General features: G+C 67.9%; 13 protein-coding genes and 1 pseudogene. 6 read left to right on the top strand and 8 right to left on the bottom strand.

Annotated elements, in window-relative coordinates; translation table 11 throughout:
* The first annotated feature begins 254 nt into the window (after positions 1–254).
* Both ACQEXA_RS51110 and ACQEXA_RS51115 read left to right on the top strand, forming a co-directional pair.
* The gene (locus tag ACQEXA_RS51110; RefSeq protein ID WP_432922964.1) at positions 255–1,133 is read left to right on the top strand and encodes a hypothetical protein; all 879 of its coding nucleotides are present in this window, start codon (positions 255–257) and stop codon (positions 1,131–1,133) included.
* Between the two features lie 40 nt (positions 1,134–1,173).
* The gene (locus ACQEXA_RS51115) at positions 1,174–2,871 is read left to right on the top strand and encodes a hypothetical protein (protein WP_433133440.1); all 1,698 of its coding nucleotides are present in this window, start codon (positions 1,174–1,176) and stop codon (positions 2,869–2,871) included.
* A 119-nt stretch (positions 2,872–2,990) separates the two neighbouring features.
* On the opposite strand, the gene ACQEXA_RS51120 is transcribed toward ACQEXA_RS51115, so the two are convergent.
* Positions 2,991–3,608 (bottom strand): hypothetical protein, encoded by a 618-nt coding sequence (locus ACQEXA_RS51120; RefSeq protein WP_432922955.1) that lies wholly within the window; start codon positions 3,606–3,608, stop codon positions 2,991–2,993.
* A 512-nt stretch (positions 3,609–4,120) separates the two neighbouring features.
* On the opposite strand from ACQEXA_RS51120, the gene ACQEXA_RS51125 reads away from it, so the two are divergent.
* Complete coding sequence (locus ACQEXA_RS51125; protein ID WP_432922952.1) at positions 4,121–4,840, top strand: class I SAM-dependent methyltransferase; 720 nt, start codon at positions 4,121–4,123, stop codon at positions 4,838–4,840.
* Between the two features lie 60 nt (positions 4,841–4,900).
* Here ACQEXA_RS51125 and ACQEXA_RS51130 read toward each other — a convergent pair whose 3' ends face one another.
* From ACQEXA_RS51130 to ACQEXA_RS51140, 3 genes are all read right to left on the bottom strand, one after another.
* On the bottom strand, positions 4,901–5,680 hold the full coding sequence (locus tag ACQEXA_RS51130; RefSeq protein ID WP_432922949.1) for a hypothetical protein: 780 nt from the start codon (positions 5,678–5,680) through the stop codon (positions 4,901–4,903).
* A 501-nt stretch (positions 5,681–6,181) separates the two neighbouring features.
* Positions 6,182–6,310, bottom strand: coding sequence for a hypothetical protein (locus tag ACQEXA_RS51135; RefSeq protein WP_432922946.1), 129 nt, complete (start codon positions 6,308–6,310; stop codon positions 6,182–6,184).
* A 237-nt stretch (positions 6,311–6,547) separates the two neighbouring features.
* Positions 6,548–7,738: an MFS transporter gene (locus ACQEXA_RS51140; RefSeq protein WP_433133442.1), complete on the bottom strand. Its 1,191-nt coding sequence runs from the start codon at positions 7,736–7,738 to the stop codon at positions 6,548–6,550.
* A 340-nt stretch (positions 7,739–8,078) separates the two neighbouring features.
* Here ACQEXA_RS51140 and ACQEXA_RS51145 point away from each other — a divergent pair, with 340 nt between their 5' ends.
* Together ACQEXA_RS51145 and ACQEXA_RS51150 are read left to right on the top strand one after the other, a co-directional pair.
* Complete coding sequence (locus ACQEXA_RS51145) at positions 8,079–8,627, top strand: GNAT family N-acetyltransferase (RefSeq protein WP_432922941.1); 549 nt, start codon at positions 8,079–8,081, stop codon at positions 8,625–8,627.
* Between the two features lie 295 nt (positions 8,628–8,922).
* Positions 8,923–9,717: a nucleotidyltransferase domain-containing protein gene (locus tag ACQEXA_RS51150; RefSeq protein WP_432922938.1), complete on the top strand. Its 795-nt coding sequence runs from the start codon at positions 8,923–8,925 to the stop codon at positions 9,715–9,717.
* Positions 9,718–9,890: 173 nt separating this feature from the next.
* Here the strand turns inward: ACQEXA_RS51150 and ACQEXA_RS51155 are convergent.
* From ACQEXA_RS51155 to ACQEXA_RS51165, 3 genes and pseudogenes are all read right to left on the bottom strand, one after another.
* Positions 9,891–10,197: pseudogene (locus ACQEXA_RS51155) on the bottom strand (RNA polymerase subunit sigma-24); the annotation flags it as partial.
* A gap of 323 nt (positions 10,198–10,520) precedes the next feature.
* Positions 10,521–11,093 (bottom strand): TetR family transcriptional regulator, encoded by a 573-nt coding sequence (locus ACQEXA_RS51160; protein ID WP_432922935.1) that lies wholly within the window; start codon positions 11,091–11,093, stop codon positions 10,521–10,523.
* A 156-nt stretch (positions 11,094–11,249) separates the two neighbouring features.
* Positions 11,250–11,606, bottom strand: coding sequence for a zinc-binding dehydrogenase (locus ACQEXA_RS51165; RefSeq protein ID WP_432922932.1), 357 nt, complete (start codon positions 11,604–11,606; stop codon positions 11,250–11,252).
* 622 nt (positions 11,607–12,228) lie between these two features.
* On the opposite strand from ACQEXA_RS51165, the gene ACQEXA_RS51170 reads away from it, so the two are divergent.
* Positions 12,229–12,684 (top strand): SsgA family sporulation/cell division regulator, encoded by a 456-nt coding sequence (locus ACQEXA_RS51170; RefSeq protein WP_433133444.1) that lies wholly within the window; start codon positions 12,229–12,231, stop codon positions 12,682–12,684.
* Between the two features lie 358 nt (positions 12,685–13,042).
* Here the strand turns inward: ACQEXA_RS51170 and ACQEXA_RS51175 are convergent, their stop codons facing one another.
* Entirely contained in the window at positions 13,043–17,125 is a 4,083-nt protein-coding gene (locus tag ACQEXA_RS51175) for a discoidin domain-containing protein (RefSeq protein ID WP_433133446.1), read from the bottom strand.
* Between the last annotated feature and the right edge of the window lie 563 nt (positions 17,126–17,688).

The raw sequence follows: 17,688 nt of genomic DNA on the forward strand, positions 1-17,688 counted from the left end.
TTGGGCCAAGGGGTGGGGAACTGTTCGTTTTCGGATGTGCAGGAGCATGTACTGGTTCGTGGTGTTGCAGCGCGCACACGTCGCATGACGGGCACTGTCAGTGTCGGCCGGTACCGTTCTTCGTGGCTCCAGGTCAGCGAAGGCCCGTGCGCTGACGAGGGCGGTCAAGTCGACTGTTGAGAAAGGCGATTTGGTCCGGGTTGGCCATGTGTACTGTTTGGATGGCGGGTTGCGAGTTGATGAAGGAGGCTTTCTTGCATCAGGGCCGCGCAACGATCGAGGAGATCCGCAAGGCACTCGGCGGCGACTGCGAGTGGGTTACTCGGCGGCTACTCAAGCGGAAGGGAAAGCAGTTTCCTGCCCGGGAGGACATAGCGCGGTGGCATGAGGAACCACCAGGCTGGTTCCTGCTGGAGAAGCAGAAGCGATCCAGTGCCAAGGCCAAGAATCAGGCCGGGAAGGTTGCAATCGCCTGCCCCGGCTGCGGATTCTCGATCGAGGTCAAGCCGGCAACAGCGCGTCGCCGGAAGGATTGGGAGGGCCTGTACTGCGGACGTGGTGCCTGCCATTACGAGCCGCCCGGCAGCGCGGGCATGGTTACCGTGATCGGCCACAACGCGGTCGGATCGTTCACCGGCTGGCGGCACGAATTCCCCAGCGACGAGCAGATCGCCTCGCTCACCAAGGCACGGGATCTTGCTGCTGCCGCGCTCGCCATCCAACCTGGCAGCCCCGTCCAGGCCACCATCAACAACCTGGTCGCTCCCGCCGGCACAGGGAATCACCTGGTGACCTTCAGCAATGGCTGGAGCACCGGTGTCACCATCGGCAAGGACGGCTCCGTCGAGATCGAAAACCCTATGGTTGTTGCCGGACTGCACCGCATGGTCCACGACGGAGACGAACTGGGCATCACCGTTCGCACCTTCACTCACGCGATCTCGCACACGGCTCCGAACGGGACGAAGATCGCCGTCAAGGAGCTGCGCTGCTGGTATCTGGTGGACGGCACATTCCACCCGTTCACCGAGGAAGAGACCTTCGAGGCTCACTGCGTCGACCACGAGAGTGGAGAACCGATCCCGCCCGAGCAGGGTGTCCGCTATCTCGACGCCTATCCCGTAGACAACTGACACCGATCCCCGACAAGACACCGCAGGGAGGGCCGCGAGCATGCCGCGACGTCGTAAGAAGAAGCGCGAGCTGCGCACGCTCGCGGCCCCCTTCACCATCGCCGCACCGACCGGCGCCCGTATCCGGGACCGGCTGTGCGTCACCACCGAAGAGGCCGAGGTTCTGTGGCTCGTCGGTGAGCATCTCGGGCACCACCAGCGGGCCGACCTCGCCGAGCGCGTATCGGTCGGCAGGGTGAAGGCGAAGGACAACCAGCGCGCTGCCCGGAAGAAGAACCTCACCGCTGTGTCCTCGTCCCGCTGGGCGGGGGCGATGACCCGCGCCTCGCAGGACCAGTACCAGCTCAGGATGCGCGTCCTGTTCGATGAGCGCGCTTGCCTGCGCCGCGCTATCCGCACGATCTCCCGCCGCCTTGCCGCGCCCTGCGGCAAGCACGCGGGCACGACGCGGGGCTACGCCAACCAGGCAGAGCGCTACGAGAAGCAGCGCCGCTTGCAGATCCTCACCGCCCGGCTCGCGGTCGTGGAGGCCCGTATCGAATCCGGGCGCCCGTCGATCGTGGTGGGTGGCCGCCGTCTGGCGAAGCTGCGACACAACCTGGAGAAGGCCGAGCTTACCGTCGAGGAGTGGCGGCTGCGGTGGGTGGCTAAGCGGCTGTTCCTCACCGCCGATGGAGAATCCGGCGCCCCTTTCGGGAACTACACCATCAGCGTCCACCCGGAGAAGGGCCAGGTGTCGATCGTGCTGCCCGAGCCGCTGCGGCAGCTGGCCAACGCCCCCCGGGGCCGGTACAACCTGGCCTGCACCGTGGCCTTCTCGCACCGCCGTGAGGAATGGCTGGACCGGGCGATGGCCAACCGGGCCGTCCGCTACGACATCGTGTACGACCCCGAGCGTGACCGCTGGTACCTGGATGCCTCGTGGGCCTGCGATCCTGTCGTGCTGCCGACGCCAAAGGAGATCCAGGCATCCGGCGAACGCCTGCTCGGTATCGACCTGAACGCCGATCACCTGGCTGCCTACCTGCTCGACCCGCACGGCAACCCCATCGGAGACCCCATCACCGTGCCCCTGGAGATGTCCGGCCCCGCCTCGACACGGGACGGAAGGCTCCGCACCGCGGTCACCGAGCTGATCCGCATCGCCAAGGAGCACGGCTGCGCCGGGATCGCGGTGGAGAACCCAGGCTTCGACGACGCCCGCGCTGTGGGCCGGGAGACCATGGGCCGAGGCGGACGCGGGAAGACGTTCCGCCGCACCGTGGCCGGTATCCCCACCGCACGCTTTCGTGAACGACTCCGGGGCATGGCCTTCCACCAGGGCCTTGTGGTGATCGCAGTGGATCCCGCCTACACCTCGATCTGGGGCGGCCAGCACTGGCAGCATCCACTCCAGCAGCAGCACCAGAAGATCACCGTCACGCGGCATCACGGCGCCAGCGTGACGATTGGACGACGCGCACTCGGGCACCGAGCACGGCGACGGCCAGGTGTGACCGCTCCCGACCAGAGGATCGGACAGCGGAGAGCTACCGGCCAGACCGTGCACGTCCCGAGGACGCGTGGGACCGTGAGCCCACCCAGGACAGCGGGCACGCCAAACGGAGGCGACAAGACCCGACTGCGCCAAGGTGACCAGCTCACGCTGTTCCCCGACCTCGAAGACCGTTCGCGAGGTCACCGGACCACCTCATGTCCGGATTTCGGCGAGTTGGCCAACACCGGCCAACAACGCTAAGAACGGTGACAACGGCTCAATGAGCGACTGCAGCTCGTCCGAGACGATCACGCCGTGACTCCCTCCTCCCCACGACAAGATCAAGAAGCAAGCGGGCCGACAGTTTCTGTTGGGAGCCCTTATCGCTTGAGGCTGGCCATGAGGTCACGCATGTCGTTGATCATGGCCGGCTGGTACGAGGACAGATCAGGGGTGTCCGGTCCGACACCGATCTGGTCGCCCGTGCCGTCGCCTTCGTAGTGGGGAACGGCGGAGAGACTGAGGGAGAGGACCGTTCCGCCGTCCACGACCCGCAACTCGGTGTCACCGAGAGACCGGGTGACCAAGTAGGCCTTGTCGCCGAGGTGCGTGACGACCTTGACACTGTCCTCCGGAACGACCCCGAGATCGGTCACCCGCCGCCGCGCCTCGAACTCGGCCCTGGGATCAGCCTTCTTGTGCTGTTCCACCGTGATGCCGACGGTGTAGTAGAGGAACCAGCCTGGCTTGGACTGCTTGGCATTGGTTTCGGGCTGAAGAGAGACGAAGCACTGGACCTGGTCAAGGGCGGGATCCTTGAGGAGTCCCGAATCGGTCAGGCCGGCGGAGTCTCTCGGTGCGATGGCTGACTCGATCGACGCCAGCTGCACGGACGGGCAAGGGTCGTGGTCGAGGTGGTACCCCCGTGCGTCCGGCCTCGGACTGCCCAGCCCGAAGTGGAACACCGCTGCCGCCCAGAGGGCCGATGCTGCCACCATTCCCCCCAGTGCCCACAGCCACGGGCTTCGCGACCCACGTGGGCCGGTAGGTCTCCGGTCGAGGTCGCTGACTATCTCGGGCGTCTCAACCGCGCCGATCTCTCCTGCCATCTCCGGCTCGGAAATCATGCTGCTCCCCTTCAGCTGCGCTTCGCGTGCTCTGGGTGATCGTAGAGCCGATCTGGCTGGGGCAGAGCAGGGCGGTGGGGGAGGCGAGGCACGGTGGCCCTTGCTGTCACCTGCGGCGCGGTGACCTCGACTGCTCAACGACACGCGTCCTTGGCGGGGCTACGAAGGCGCGGCCGGGGAGGTCGGGGTGATGTGTGGAGCGGCGTGAGGCTGCCGCGCCGGTTACTGCTGTTGTCGCGCCCGACGTCACCGAAGCCGGACGACCTCGAAGTGCACTGGGGAACGGTTCCCAGAACGGGGGCGGCCACTGCCAGAGGAACCCGTCACCGGGAAGCCCGTGTCGGTTCCTCCCCCTTCGACCGAAGTGCTCGTAGCGTGGATGCGTGGTCAACACGATGGAAACGGATGAGCGCAGGAAGCGGGTCCGCGAAGTACGCCGTAGGCTCGCGCAGGAGGGGCCGCCACGAACGCGAGCTGGCGAGGCGGACTTCGAGACGATCACGGTGCCCGAACGCGAATGCGACCAGTTGCGTGACCTACTGATCTCCGAGGGTGCGCAGACGGTCGTCGAGATCGGTCTCGCCTATGCCAGTTCCGCGCTCGCGATCGGTGAGGCGCTGGTGACGGTGAACCCACCGCGTGCTCGGCACGTCATCATCGACCCGTTTCAGGAACGTGACTGGTCGAATGCCGGCTGGGACGTGATGGGCTCCGCGGGGCTGGACTCGATCGCCTCGCTCATGCTCGTTCCTTCGTCGATCGGGCTTCCGCAACTCCTCACGGAAGGTCTCGCCGCGGATGCGGCGTTCGTGGACGGCAGTCACCGGTTCCATGAGGTTTTCGTCGATCTCTACTTCCTGCGCAAGGTCGTTCGGCCCGGCGGGCTGATCATCGTCGATGACGCCTGGGCCCCGTCTGTGCGAACTGCCGTGCGCTACTTCGAAAGGAACCTGGGATGGACGGTGCTTCCCGACGCCTTCCCCGGCGAAGCTCCGACGACGGTTTCCGCCGATCCTCAGGCCGAACCAGTGACTCGCTGCACGGCCTTTCGCTTGCCTGACCCGTCGTTCGAGCCGCCCTTCGAGGAGTTTCACACATTCTGACGGAGACACGGGCGCGCCGCGTTGGCGCCGGGTGGTTGGCCCAGAGGGCACGCTCTGTTGTCAGGTCTTGTCGCTTCCGCCGCGCAGGGATGACAGGACGAGGCGTCCATAGGGCGTGGTGAGGGCTGCCGCTGCGGCGGCGATGGACAGTGCGAGGGCGATGAGCAGGTGTGTCACGGAGCCGTCGCCGAGGACTTGGAGGATGCTCAGCGCGGTGCCGAGGGGCAGTCCGAGAATGGTGAGGATGCCCAGGGCGCCGCTGATCTGCTGGCTTTCCTGCGTCTGTACCAGCCTGCTGTAATCAGCTGCTTCGGCGAGGATCTCGTTGAAGCGGGCGGGCAGCCGATGCTGTTGTTGGAAGGCGAGCAGCAGATCGTTGGCGGCGCCATGCGCGGTGAGGTGTTGTCGCCAGTAGGTGCTGCGGAAGACAGCGATGTTCCTCTCCAGCGTGGCGACTCGCCGTGCGATCCGTGGGGAGTTGAAAACCTCGGAGAGTTCGTCGGTGAGCTCGTTGATGTGATCGCGTTGGAGCGAGCCGAGGAGCAGGGCGTCGAGATAGACCGTACGGGAGTGCAGCGCCCCGAACTCGAAGAAGTCGCCCGTGCCGGTGTCGGGTCGGTGACCCAGGAAGGCGGTCCCTTGTCGCAGCACCAGGGCGCTCCAGTCCGCCGAGATCCTCACCGTGTCCTTGAGCTGTTCGTCGGCCGTTTCCGGAGGAAGAGGGAAGTCCTCGGGTGTGGAGCGTGAGGCCAGTTGCCACAGCCAGCGATCCGCAGTGACGGGCAGTGCCATTTCGGGGCCGGTGCGCAGGGCGGGAGTGTGCTGGTGACTCGGAGTCATGAAGACGATGCTGTAGGGCCGGGCTATGGCGAAGGGCGCCTCGTGGTCGCGGGCGTCGGCGATGCCGGCCAGCAGCCCGGCCGGATCGAAGGGCCCACCGAGGAGTTCGTCCGCGGGATCGAGCCGCCGTCCCGCCCAGGGCCCGCAGTGCGGGCAGCAGTGGTCTTTCCACGCTGAAGTGCATTACGGCGAGGGCGTGTTCGGGGTTGCGGGCGGTGGCCACGCGCAGAAGCTCCATGCCAAGCAGGTGCATCCCGTCATGCTTGACGTCCAGGGGCAGGTGCCTGCGACGCGGCCGTCCGGGCGCCCTGTAGAGCGCGCGAGCGGAGGCCGGTGCGAAGTAGGTGGACCGCGTATGGGTGTCGGTGCGGCGGCTGCCAAGCTCGAAAGGGAAAGGACCTTCGGGCCACTCGGGCAGGTGCAGCAGCCGCACGGGCAGGACGACGGTCAGCGCTTGGCGCGCCCCCGTGACGGTCTCCAGCAGCGGAACCCCGGGGGCGGTCACCGGTAGAACTCGGCGGGGTGGGGCTGGTCGAGGCGACTGACGAACTCCACTCCGTCGGAGCTCTCGACGCTGACATGGAAGCGGACGCGTTCGCCCGTGCGGATGGTCCGGAGCCCGTCGGTCACGTTCTCACGATAGTTGAAGGTGTAGCACCGCTCGTCCCGTTGTGCCGGACGACGAAGGAGCCGAGCGCAGGGCTCGGCCCTCTGCCGTGCGGGGCGGCCCTTGCGGTCGGCCTTGCGTGTGCCCGCTGCGTAGGAGTGCCGGGCTCTGGGGACAACGGGTGGCGTGGTGCGGTGTTGGCTGGGCTGGAGCGGTGCTCGGATGTACCCGTCTGCTGGCTGAGGCGCTGGCCTTGGCGATCACTTCGTTGGGGTTCGTCTGCCGCCTGTGATCAGCAGCGCGGTCACAAGGTAGGGGAGTGCGGCCCAAGCGAAGGCGGCATGGTGGGAGGTTGCGGAGGTGACGGCTGTGTACGCGGCATACACCACCACGGTCGTTACGTCGGTGCCGAGGCTTGCGAGGGAGGTGAGGGTGGCTCGGCGCTGGTCGTCGATGCGGTCCTGGAGCCGGGCGTCGGCGAGCACGGTGGCCAGTTGGAAGCCGGCGAAGGCGAGGGCCACGAGGAGGAGGCCGGCCGGTGTGCGCAGTGCGGCGCCTGCGGCCAGTGCGAGCGCCGCGCCGGCGAGCAGCACGGCGAGGCCGTTCTGGCTCAGGCGTGAGCATGCTCCGGCCAGCAGGCTGCCGGTCGTGGTGGTGGCCCAGATCATGAGGAGCAGGTAGGGCACGGTGTGCTCGGCTACGCCAGTGCCTTGGACCAACAGCGGGGTGTATTCGTCGAGTGCGCCCCATACGGCGCCGACGGCCGGGACGAGCAGCAGGGCTGTGCGCACGGACCGGTCGGCACGGGCTTCGGCGAGCCCGGCCCGCAGGGTCGTGGCCCAGCTGCCGCTGCGGGCGGCCGGTGGTGGCTGTTCGGGTAACCGGGTCGCTGCCGCCGCCGCGAGCAGGCAGGCCAGTACGCTTGCCGCGCCGACGGCGGAATAGCCGCCCAGGGTGAGGACGGGGCCGGCGAGCGCCATGGCGGCGACCACGGCCACCAGGCCGGCCGCGCGGGCGTGGCCCATGACGTGGGCGTACCGGCCGGCGGCGCCAAGCCGTTCCAGTTCATCGTAGACGAGTGCCTCCAGCGCACCGGAGCTGAGGGCTCCGCCGGCGCCCCAGAGGACGAAGCCGGCTGCGAAGGCCCCGTACGAGGGGATGAGCACCCACAGGGTGAAGCCGGTGGCCGTGAGGAGCGGGCCGAGCCAGAGCGCGAGTCGGCGGGAGACGGCGTCAGCCAAGGCGCCGAAGGGCACTTCGAGGAGTACGCCGGTGAGTGACCAGAGGGCGAAGAGGGAGGAGATCTGCCACAGCGGCAGGCCGGCGTCGCTGAACAGCAGCGCGTACACCGGGTAGAGCAGGATGAAGTCGTTGAGGAATGCGTAGGAGTACAGCGTCGCCGTCAGCCGCCTGATTCCGGTGGCGGTTGTACGTGCAGGTGTATGTGTCATGAGGCCTTCCCGCAGGGACAGTTCGGACGCCGGAGGTAGGGCGTTCCGAGGCGGTCCTCGGGAGGCTCGGCTGCGGGATCAATGTCGCCAGGTCATGGCTCGCATGGTAGGCGGCGACGCCGTGCGGCGCAGGGAATTACCTCGCGAAGGGTGTCGGCACCCGGGACCGTACCTTCTGCGAGACGCCAGGCCGATGGGCAGGAAGAGTTCGGCCGACTCCCTGGTTGTCGTTGCGTCGGTGGTGCGGTTGGCCCGGTGGGCAGCTGGGCGTCCACTGACCGCGCTGCCTCGGCTCCAAAACCGTGTGCGAGTGACCGGGTGGTGTCCCTACCCTTCCGGCATGGAGCTTCGCGAAGAGCGTCCTGGCGACAGTGAGCCTGTACGGGACATTCACCTGCGGGCGTTCGGGGACCACGGCCTTGTCGTGGCCGACCTGGTCGATGCGCTGCGGCAGATCATCACGCCCGCGGACGGTCTTTCGCTGGTCGCCGAGAGCGACGGACGGATCGTCGGGCATGTCATGTTCACCCGCAGTCTGCTCGATGCCCCTCGACGTCTGGTTGGGGTGCAGGTGCTCAGCCCGTTGGCCGTCATGCCTGAGCACCACAAGCGCGGTATCGGCTCGGCCCTGGTCCGGCACGGACTGAAGATCCTCGCCGAGCGATCCGTCCCCCTCGTCTTCCTGGAGGGCGATCCGGGCTATTACTCACGCTTCGGATTTACTCCCGGCGGTGACCAGGGCTTCCGAAAACCATCCTTGCGCATTCCCGACGGTGCCTTCCAGGCTCTCAGGCTCCCACAGTACGAGCCGTGGATGACGGGGACGCTCGTCTATGCGGAGCCGTTCTGGCGGCATGATGCAGTCGGCCTCCGGGGCCCCAGCGCATAGTGCCGCGGGGGGTACGCCTGTGGTGACGTGACGCGCCGTCCGGGCCAGCATCCGCACTGCCCGTCACCTCACCTCTACGGGCGGACAGGACCAGTACATGTCCCTGCCAGCCGCGTGAGTGGCTTTGCGTCGGGCCATGCGCTGCTGCCCGGCGCTGCGGTGCAGTTGTGGAACTTCGGCCGTGCGCGGGCGCCGGGCTCCTTCTTCGCCACGCCTTGCCGCGCCGTTATTTCGTGTAGATCGGGCCTAGTGGGGTGGTACGTTGCGAGACTTTGTTCCGACCGGAAGGAATGCCATGGATGAGCCCTCCCTGCACAGCCGGTTCCTCAGCGACGTACTTCCTCGGATCCAGCAGGATCCGAGGGTGACGGGTGTTGCTGTGTCGGGGTCGATCGCGGGCGGAAACCCCGACATCTACTCCGATGTCGACCTGATCGTGGTCATCGACGACGAGGCGTTCGACTCCGTCATGAAGGAGCGTCGCAAGCTGATCGAGTCATGGGCCGCCCTGGTGGCCGGTTTCACCGGGGAGCATGTCGGTGAACCCCGCCTGATCATCACGCTCGTCGGGCCGCCCCTTCTCCATGTCGACTTCAAGTTCGTGCGCGCCTGTGACTTCGCCGAGCGCGTTGAGGACCCGGACATCCTGTGGGACCGGGACGGTGGCCTGGCCGACTCGCTCGCGGAGCATCCCCCAGTACCGGCGTCGCTCGACCTTCAGTGGATCGAGGACCGGTTCTGGGTCTGGGTGCATTACAGTGCGACGAAACTCGGCCGCGGTGAACTGTTCGAGGTCATCGGCTTCCTCTCCTACCTGCGCGAGGCCGTGCTGGGCCCCCTGGCGGTTCGCCGGGTGGGTGCAATCCCGCGTGGCGTGCGCCACCTCGAGTCGATCGCACCGGATGAGGCGCGCGACCTTCAGAGGACGGTGTGCGGCTATGACCAGCACGGCGCCGGTCAGGCGCTCCTCGCCAGCGTCGAGCTGTACCGGCGGTGGCGCGACGACACAGGCGCGGCAATCGAACGCCATCGGCACGCCGAAAGCCTCGCGATGCAGTACCTCCACGACGTCATCGATGAGGCGAGCTGACCGCGCCGCTCGGCGTGCACCTTCCGGCCGTCGGTGCCTGTTCATTCTGAGCTTCACCCTGAGCGCCGTGCAGTCTGGACGGCATGAACAGCGGCGACGGTGAACGCCATTCGGGTGGTACTGCAGTGGGCCTGACCGGAGATCCGCCACTCCTTCGGTAGGGCGCAGCCCGCTCACTCGGGGACCAGCCGGAGCTTTTCGGGGTTGCGTACCGCCCAGATGTGCTTGATCCGGGTCGTCTGCGATGTCGAACGCATACACCGTGACCGTGACGCCGTCATGCTGGGCCACCAGGCCGGGCTGGCCGTTCACCGTGCGCTCCAGGTGCGTCAGGTGGGGCACTCGGGCGGCGATTTCGACCCTGGCGCGAGCGATTTCCTCGCTCCCTTCGATCGGGTGGAGCACCGCGCTGGCGAGGCGGCCGCCATCGGCGGTCGCGGTGGCGTCGGGGTCGAGGAGGCCGACGAGGGCGTCGATGTCCTAGGCTCACCAGTTGGATTGGCGAAGCGTAGTGAACGTGTGGCAGAGTGCTACGCGCACGCCCGGCGCCCAGGCGACGTCGGGCACCCTCTTCGGTCGGGTCTTGCGGCCCGGTCGACCAGCGTCCGGAGGGACGTGCCACGCGGGCTGGCGGCTCCTGTCGTTCAGTACCAGGGCACGAAGGCGATTGGCTCCCAGGGCTGAGCAACGCTCAGGCTCGCTAAGCCAATCAGAGACGCTTCCCACGCCTGCTTGAAGGCCCTGACGATCTCGGCCTGCCGGACTGTGGGAGGTGCAGGGTCTGCCCTGCTGCGCTGACTACGTCACTTGCCGGACGGCAGCAATCGGTCCGTCATCGCCTCGACCGCGGCGATCACCGCAGCACGGTGCCGTTTCAGCCGCGCCGCCTCGTCGTCCTTGCCCGGGTTCCGGATGGTCGGCGGGGTGGCGAGCCAGGCCTGTGCGGCGGCCAAGGCGATCATCAGCGCGTCCATGCCGGCCTCCAGGTCCGCGCCGTGCGCGTCCGCGACGGCCTGGGCCTTGGAGAGATGGGCCTCGAGTTCCGTGGCGGAGGCTTCGGGCTTTTCGAGGGCCTTCCACTGCGTGAGGCGGATGAGGTCGGGATCGGCGATGAAGGCGTCGAAGAGGGCGGCGGTGTAGGTGGGGAGATCGTCGGGGGTGAAGGGCACGACGTCGGCGAGGACGCGCAGGCGGCTGTCGAGGACGGCGTCGAAGAGATCGTGCTTGGAGCCGAAGTACGCGTAGATGGCCTGTTTGTTGGCCGGTGCGTTCTTGGCGATCCGTTCGACACGGGCTCCGGCGAGGCCGTACGCCACGAACTCGGCGTACGCGGCCTCGATCAGACGCGCACGCGTGGCGGAAGAGTCGTAACCCATGGCGCCAGCTTAAAAGACAAACGTCTGGTTTGAGAAAGGCCCGGGACCCGGCAGCGCCACGGAGCCCAGGTCGTCCACGTCGCGCGGTGCCCGGCGGCCGACCGATAGACGGCTGCCGGGCACCACGCAGCTCGTCGGGTGATCAGGGCTCGATCGTCACGACGATCTTGCCGTCGGTGCCCCTGCCGTCAGCGCCCGCTGGGCGTTGGCGGTGCGCTCCAGCGGATGCGTGGCACCTACCCGCACCATGAGCAGGGCTGCGTCGGCCAACTCCGCGACGGCGCGCAGATCCTCACCGTTCAGGCGGCAGAACACCGGAGTGACGCCCGGATGACCGACGTCCGCCACGGACGCGGTGCGCGCGTCGTCCCGGGCCGCCGTGGCCATGGTCGCTCGGATGCGGTTGCCGACCGTGTCCAGCACCGTGTCCACTCCGGCCGGGACCAGTTCCCGCCAGCGATGATCTGACGGGGCTGAAAGGCGTCGAGGCGGGGGAGGAGTACCCAGTCGCATTCCTGCGCAGGGAACACCCCCTGGGCCGCCGGCCCGCGGTCACCGGCCGATTTCCAGGAGCTGCCCAGCTACCAGGGCCACTGCCCGGAGGCGGGCCTCGACGAGATCATCGATCTGGTCGCGCTCGGCCGCCTCATCACGGTGGCCCGCTCGGCTGTGGCGGACCGTCTGCCGCCGGATCTCACAGCCGTCCCAGCGGGTGACCTCTCGCCTACGCCCTTGTCTTCTGCTGGTCGCCCCGCAGCGCAAACGCGGAGGTCCTGGCGCTTGCCGACACTTTCACCGCCCACGCACGTGGTGCGATCACCGCGGCCTCGCGACCGAAAATCCAACTGATTGGTTGGTAAGCGGGACACCTGTGGCCTGGATGAAACCAGCCAGTTGGATGGTTGATAGGAGGCCGCACGTATGTCTTTACACACTTGGTCCATCACGGGGGTCAGCAGCGGCTTCGGCCGCGAGATGGCGCGGCAGTTGCTGGAACGCGGTGACCGCGTTGGACGACCGGGCCACCGTCCTGAGCCGGACGCGACAGATGCTACTGCCAGTCATCTGACTGATGCGTACTACGCCCTCCAACGGCCACGTTAGGGAGAAGCGCCGTATGCAAGGGGAGGTCTCCATGAGCGGGAACCAATTCGAACCACAGGCACAGCACTCCGGAACCGGGCGTATGGCCCCCCTCTCGCTGGTCGTGCACCGGGTGCTGTGGGAGGACGTCCGGGTCCCGCTCGGCGCCGAGTTCCGGTTCGCCCCCGATGACCCCTTGCTGGTGACCGTCGTCCTCCGGTCGGAGGACGGCCCCGCCGTCACCTGGCACCTCGGCCGCGACCTGCTGTGCGAGGGACTGCTGGAATCCAGCGGCATCGGGGACGTCCGGGCCTGGCCAGTGCACAGCCGAGGCCGGTCCCTGCTGCGGCTTCGGCTTGCGACGCGTGGGGCCAGCGCGCTGTTCGAGATCGACCGGCGCGCCCTGGAGAAGTGGCTGTTCGACACCTGCGACATGGTGCCGGCGGGCGAGGAACTGAACGACGTGGACTGGGACGCCCTCCTCGTCGGCCTCTTGGACGGTAGATGACACCGCACGGTCCGTCCTTCGCACGCACGCCAGCCGGTACGTGCCACGCACCACGGTTTCCGGCGGTGCACGGGAATGCGCTCGGCACCGGATCCACCCCCGGACCGGACCGCTCGCCCCTGCCACGCAGGCCTAGCAGCCCAGCCCGTCCGGCGCTCACGCTGGTGGTCGACGAAGATCCCTTCAGGCGCCCGGTGGAATTGCGTACCGTCAGCACGTCGCCCATGCCGCCCGGTGTACGCGGTGCGGTGGTTACGGCGGTGGACGCGGCGGCCTGCGCCGTCAAGCCGGTCGCGGGCCGCCGTGTGTCTGGTGGGAGGCACGGCCCCGGTGCGGCGAGCACCGGGACCGAGCACTGCTACGGACGGACCGAGGAGGAACTCCCGTTGAACGCCGTCACCTCGAGCCGGGGCCGGCGCGAGGGCAGGGCGTGGGCGGGCCAGGACAGGGTGACCGTCTTGGACTCACCGGGCAGCAGCCACAGGTAGTTGTCGCTGTAGAGGGTCGGCAGCACACGGTGTCCCGTGGCGTCGTCCAGCAGCGACAGCCGGACCATCGAGGCGACCACCGAACCGCGGTTGCGGATCGTCGCGGTCAGCTCGTGACGGTCCCCGGACTGCGTCTGGCGGGTCACCGAGCCGGTGACCTTCACCTGTCGCGCCTCGGTCAGTTTCCGCATGGCGTCGGGTGTTCGGTAGCGCCAGTAGGTGTTGTCGGACAGCACGCGGCCGTCGGCGCTCTCCAGCGTGAGCCGCAGGAGATGCAGATCGGGCAGGTCATCCGTCCACGCGGCGGTGAACGCCTTCGCGGTGGCGGCCGACGCCACGTCCAGTTGGACGCTCTTGGCCGGGCCCAGTCGGCTGCCGGTCAGATCGAACAGCGTGGCGGAGACCGTGATGTGCTTCAGGTCCTGGCGGGTGTGGTTGACCGCGATGACCCGGCCCTCAGGGTCGGCCTGCACGTGCAGGGGCTCGCAGGCCGCGCGGGCGCCGTAGTAGGTGCCGTTGACGTCGAAGTCGTAGTCGTAGGTCTGCCAGACCGTGCTGTGCCAGGCGGGGTGGGACATCCACAGCATCAGACCGGTGGCGTTGTCCCAGAGGTTGGCGTTCCACGCCTCGAACATCGCCCGTGTGTTCTCGTAGTTGACGAACTGGGCCTTACGGGCAAAGTCGTCGAGGTCCCGCGCCTGCCCGAGTCGGGTCTCGATGGCCGCCTTGTAGGTCTGCGGCGCCTGGTTCCCGTGCTCGCTCCAGTCGTGGTAGTACCACGCCCCGCGAATCGGCCACTCGGGCTCGTCGCCCGTCATGTTGCGCATGCTCGCGGCGGTGGACACGACCGGCATGCCGATCTCGGTGTGGAAGCCGAAGTCTCTGCTGCCGTACGTGGAGGCGTCGAAGTATTTCTGGGGCTCGACCCACCCGTAGGGGCCGCCGCCGGTGATGATCCCGCCCGCCGAGTTGTTCTGGTAGAGCAGACCGGGTGCCTGCTGCTCGACCGCGTCGCGCATGCCCTTGTCGATCGCCGCGGGCGGGTTGCCCTCGTTAGCGCCGCACCAGACGACCACACTGGGGTGGATGCGGTAGCGCAGCACGGTGTCCCGGGCGATCGAGATGAAGTCGTCGTGGTTCGGCGGGTCCATCCCCCACGCGTTGGGGAAGTCGTTCCACACGAGGATGCCGTGCTCGTCACAGGCCGCGAAGAACTCCTCGCGGTCGCACGTACCCACCCAGTTGCGGATCATGGTGAAGTTCATGTCGCGGTGCATGCGCACCGCCGCGTCCATGCGCTCCGGCGGCATGCGGCGCAGCAACTCGTCCCAGCCCCAGTTGCCACCGCGGGCCAGTACCCGGACACCGTTCACGGTGATCGTCAGCGGGTCAGGAGTGTTGGACACCGACTTCACGTCGGTCCACGAACTGCCGTCGTCGGAGACCTGGATGACATACGTCTTCGGGTAGGCCACTTCCCACACGATGGCCACACGGTCGAATTGCTGCGCCGAGCCGAGGTCGACCTGGATCCACTGGTTGTCCTCGTAGGCGGACGACCAGCGGCTGCCTGGGTTGCCGTCCGTGGCGTTCGAGGCGGGGTTGCCCGGGTCTTCGCTGGAGGCGGTCGCCGTTTTGTGAAGTGCGAGATCGTGTCCGTGGTCGGCGCTGTTGACGACACCTAGTGACCACAGGGAGTTGCCCCAGCTGGTGTTGCGCACCCCGCAGGCGATACGGACGTAGCGGGCCGTACGGGCGTCGAAGTCCTCGACCTGGAGGCTCGCGTTGCCGTTGTTGAACGGCAGCGGTACGGCGGTGTTGTCGACGGAGGCCTCGTCGGTCCAGGTGGAGCCGTCGGCGGAAACCTGCACCACGAACGTCTTCGCGTACGCCTGCTCCCAGACCAGGTCGACTCGGTCGAAGGACTGCTGGGAACCCAGGTCGACCGTGATCCACTGGTCGTCCTCGTAGGCGGAGGACCAGCGGGTGTTCGGGTCGCCGTCGGTCGCGTTGGCCGCGCCGTGGTCGCTTTCGTCCACGCTCGATGCCTCGGCCGGTGCGTGCAGGGCGAGATCCGTGGTGGGCCGGGAGCTGTCGAGTACGGACAGGGTCCACAGCGAGGAGCCCCAGGAGGTGGCCCGGGTGAGGCACTTGACGCGCACGTGGCGGGCCTGCTGCCGATCGAAGGTCACGGTCTGCGTGTAGGCGTCGCCGGAGGCGGCGAAGGGCAGCGGCACCTTGTACTCGTAGCCGAACTGCCGGATGCCGAACCGCGTGGTGCGGCGGTCGCTTTCGGCGCCGTCCACCGATGCCACGAGGGTGAGCGTGTGCAGGTCGGCGTCGCCGAGCCCATTGGGCCACCACAGCTTGGGGTTGCGCAGCCGCAGTTGGCGGAAGGTGTCCGGGGCGAACGTGACATCGACGCTCTGTCCGGCCGGGACGGTGACGACCTTGCTCACCTGGACGTCGTCGAAGGACGCTACGACGGTCGCCTGGTGGTCGGCGGTGTCGGCGTTGCGCACCGGGACGACGAGGGTCAGCTCGGCGACCGACACGTCGGGCAGGTCCGGCAGGATGGTGTCCACCCGCGGGTCGCCGATGACGACGTGGCCGGTGGAGCGCAGCCGTACGTGGTTCCAGATGCCGGCCGCCCGGTCCCGCACCGCGGGCATCCAGTCCCAGCCCGAGGAAGCCAGGTACGTGGGTGAGTTGAGGTTCATCTGGTTGGCGCCGGCGTCCACCCAGGACTCGCCGGCCGGGCCCTTGTCACCGGGGCTGCCGGGGACGGGCATGGGGTCGGTCCGCACCGCGAGCGCGTTGGTCTCGCCTGCTGTGAGCAGTCCGGTCACGTCGTGCGTCGAGCGTGCGAAGGGGTACGTCAGACCGCCCACGTGCTGACCGTTGAGCCATATGTCGGCCTTGTGGTTGATGCCGTCGAACTCCAGCCAGATGCGCCGGCCACCCCCCGTGCGCAGACCGCGCGGCAGCTCGAAGTCGCGCTTGTACCACCAAGAGTGCCGTGACAACGCTTCGGGGACGTGCAGGTTGTTCAAGCCGACAACCGGGTCGGGCAGCTTGCCCTGGTCCACGAGCGAGGTCAGGACCGTGCCCGGCACGGTGGCCGGCAGCCAGCCGCTCGTGTCGACGGACGTCCGTGACAGAGCCGAACCGTCGGCGTCGGCCCAGTCGTCGAGCGTCAGCCGCCAGCCCGACTCCAGCGGCACGGTGCCGTCGGCGGCTACCGCCAGTTTCGGCGGGCGACTTGTGTCGGTACCCCAGTCGGTCCAGCCGGTGGCGGAAGGACGCCGCCCCTTGGGCGTGCCGTAGACCTCGAAGCCGTTCAGTCCCAGCGGGTTGGCGCTGGAGCGCCGACGCGAGGTCATCCGCACCCAGCGGGCCGTCACCGGGCGCGCGAGCTGGAGGTTCACGACTCCGCCGGTGCCCGCGGTCGTACGGTAGACGCTCGTCCAGGACTTGTTGTCCAGGGAGGTCTCCACCACGAACTCGACGGCGTAGCTGGACAGGATCTCCTTGCCCGTGGTGCCGCTGTTCGGATTGCCGGTGCTGGGCGGCGTGAAGACGGGGTCGCTCGCGTCCGCCTCGAACGTCAGACGGATCCACGTGACATCGCAGACGGACTGAAGATCGATCGATATCCACTGCGGATCGCTCGCCTCCGCTCGCCAGCCACTGCCGCGCACGCCCGGCGAGGTGAGCCGGTCGACCACGAACTCCGCCGGGGTGGGCGCGTAGGCCGTCGAGGACACCGTGACCGGCCGGTAGAGCGCGAGTTCCTGTGGCGAGGAGGAGGCGGTGGACGCGTCGGTGCCGGCGGCCGCGGCGGTCGCCACGGGCATCAGCGATCCGAGGCCGAACCCTGCCAGCAGTGTGGAGCCCGTGGTGACGACCGACCGTCGCGACACGTGCCGCGACGGACTCTCCTGATCTCTCATGAGCGTGATGTCCCATCAAAAAAGACAGCGGCGTGGGCCGGAGCGACCTGGCCGACCAGCTCAGCACGCCCGGTGCCAACGAAGAATGACAACGTTGCCAAAGGCTGTGGTGTGAGAAGAGTCCTGTCAACCCCTGATGCCGGAATCGTCGTGAAAGCCGAGGCCGCGGGGGCGGGTTGACGTGTTGGCTGTATTTGCGTGAGCAGACGAGGGCGGGGGAGTTGGCGGGTGGGACGCCTTGGATGTTTTCGCTGGGTCGCCGTCCGTGCAGGGGAAGCGCCTCGGGTGGGGACGGAGCCTGTGTCCGGGGGCCAGCCGAAGTGCCGATCGCAGTAGGGGAGTCGGAGATCCGTCTCCTATCTTTGACGCGCTCCGAGTGGACTTTGAACACTCCAAGGGGGCGCGCCATGAACGCTCAAACAGCAAGGGGGGATTGGACCGACCGGGTCGGTACGTCGCGGTCGCCGCCGCACATCGCTCGAAAACGGTCCGTTGGGTCCCGGACCACGTGCGGGGCACGCTGGGTGTCCTGGCGAGGCCAAAGGGTCTCCGTCGTGGGTCGG

Source organism: Streptomyces sp. CA-106110 (assembly GCF_050936285.1).
In the GTDB taxonomy this organism is placed as follows: Bacteria; Actinomycetota; Actinomycetes; order Streptomycetales; family Streptomycetaceae; genus Streptomyces.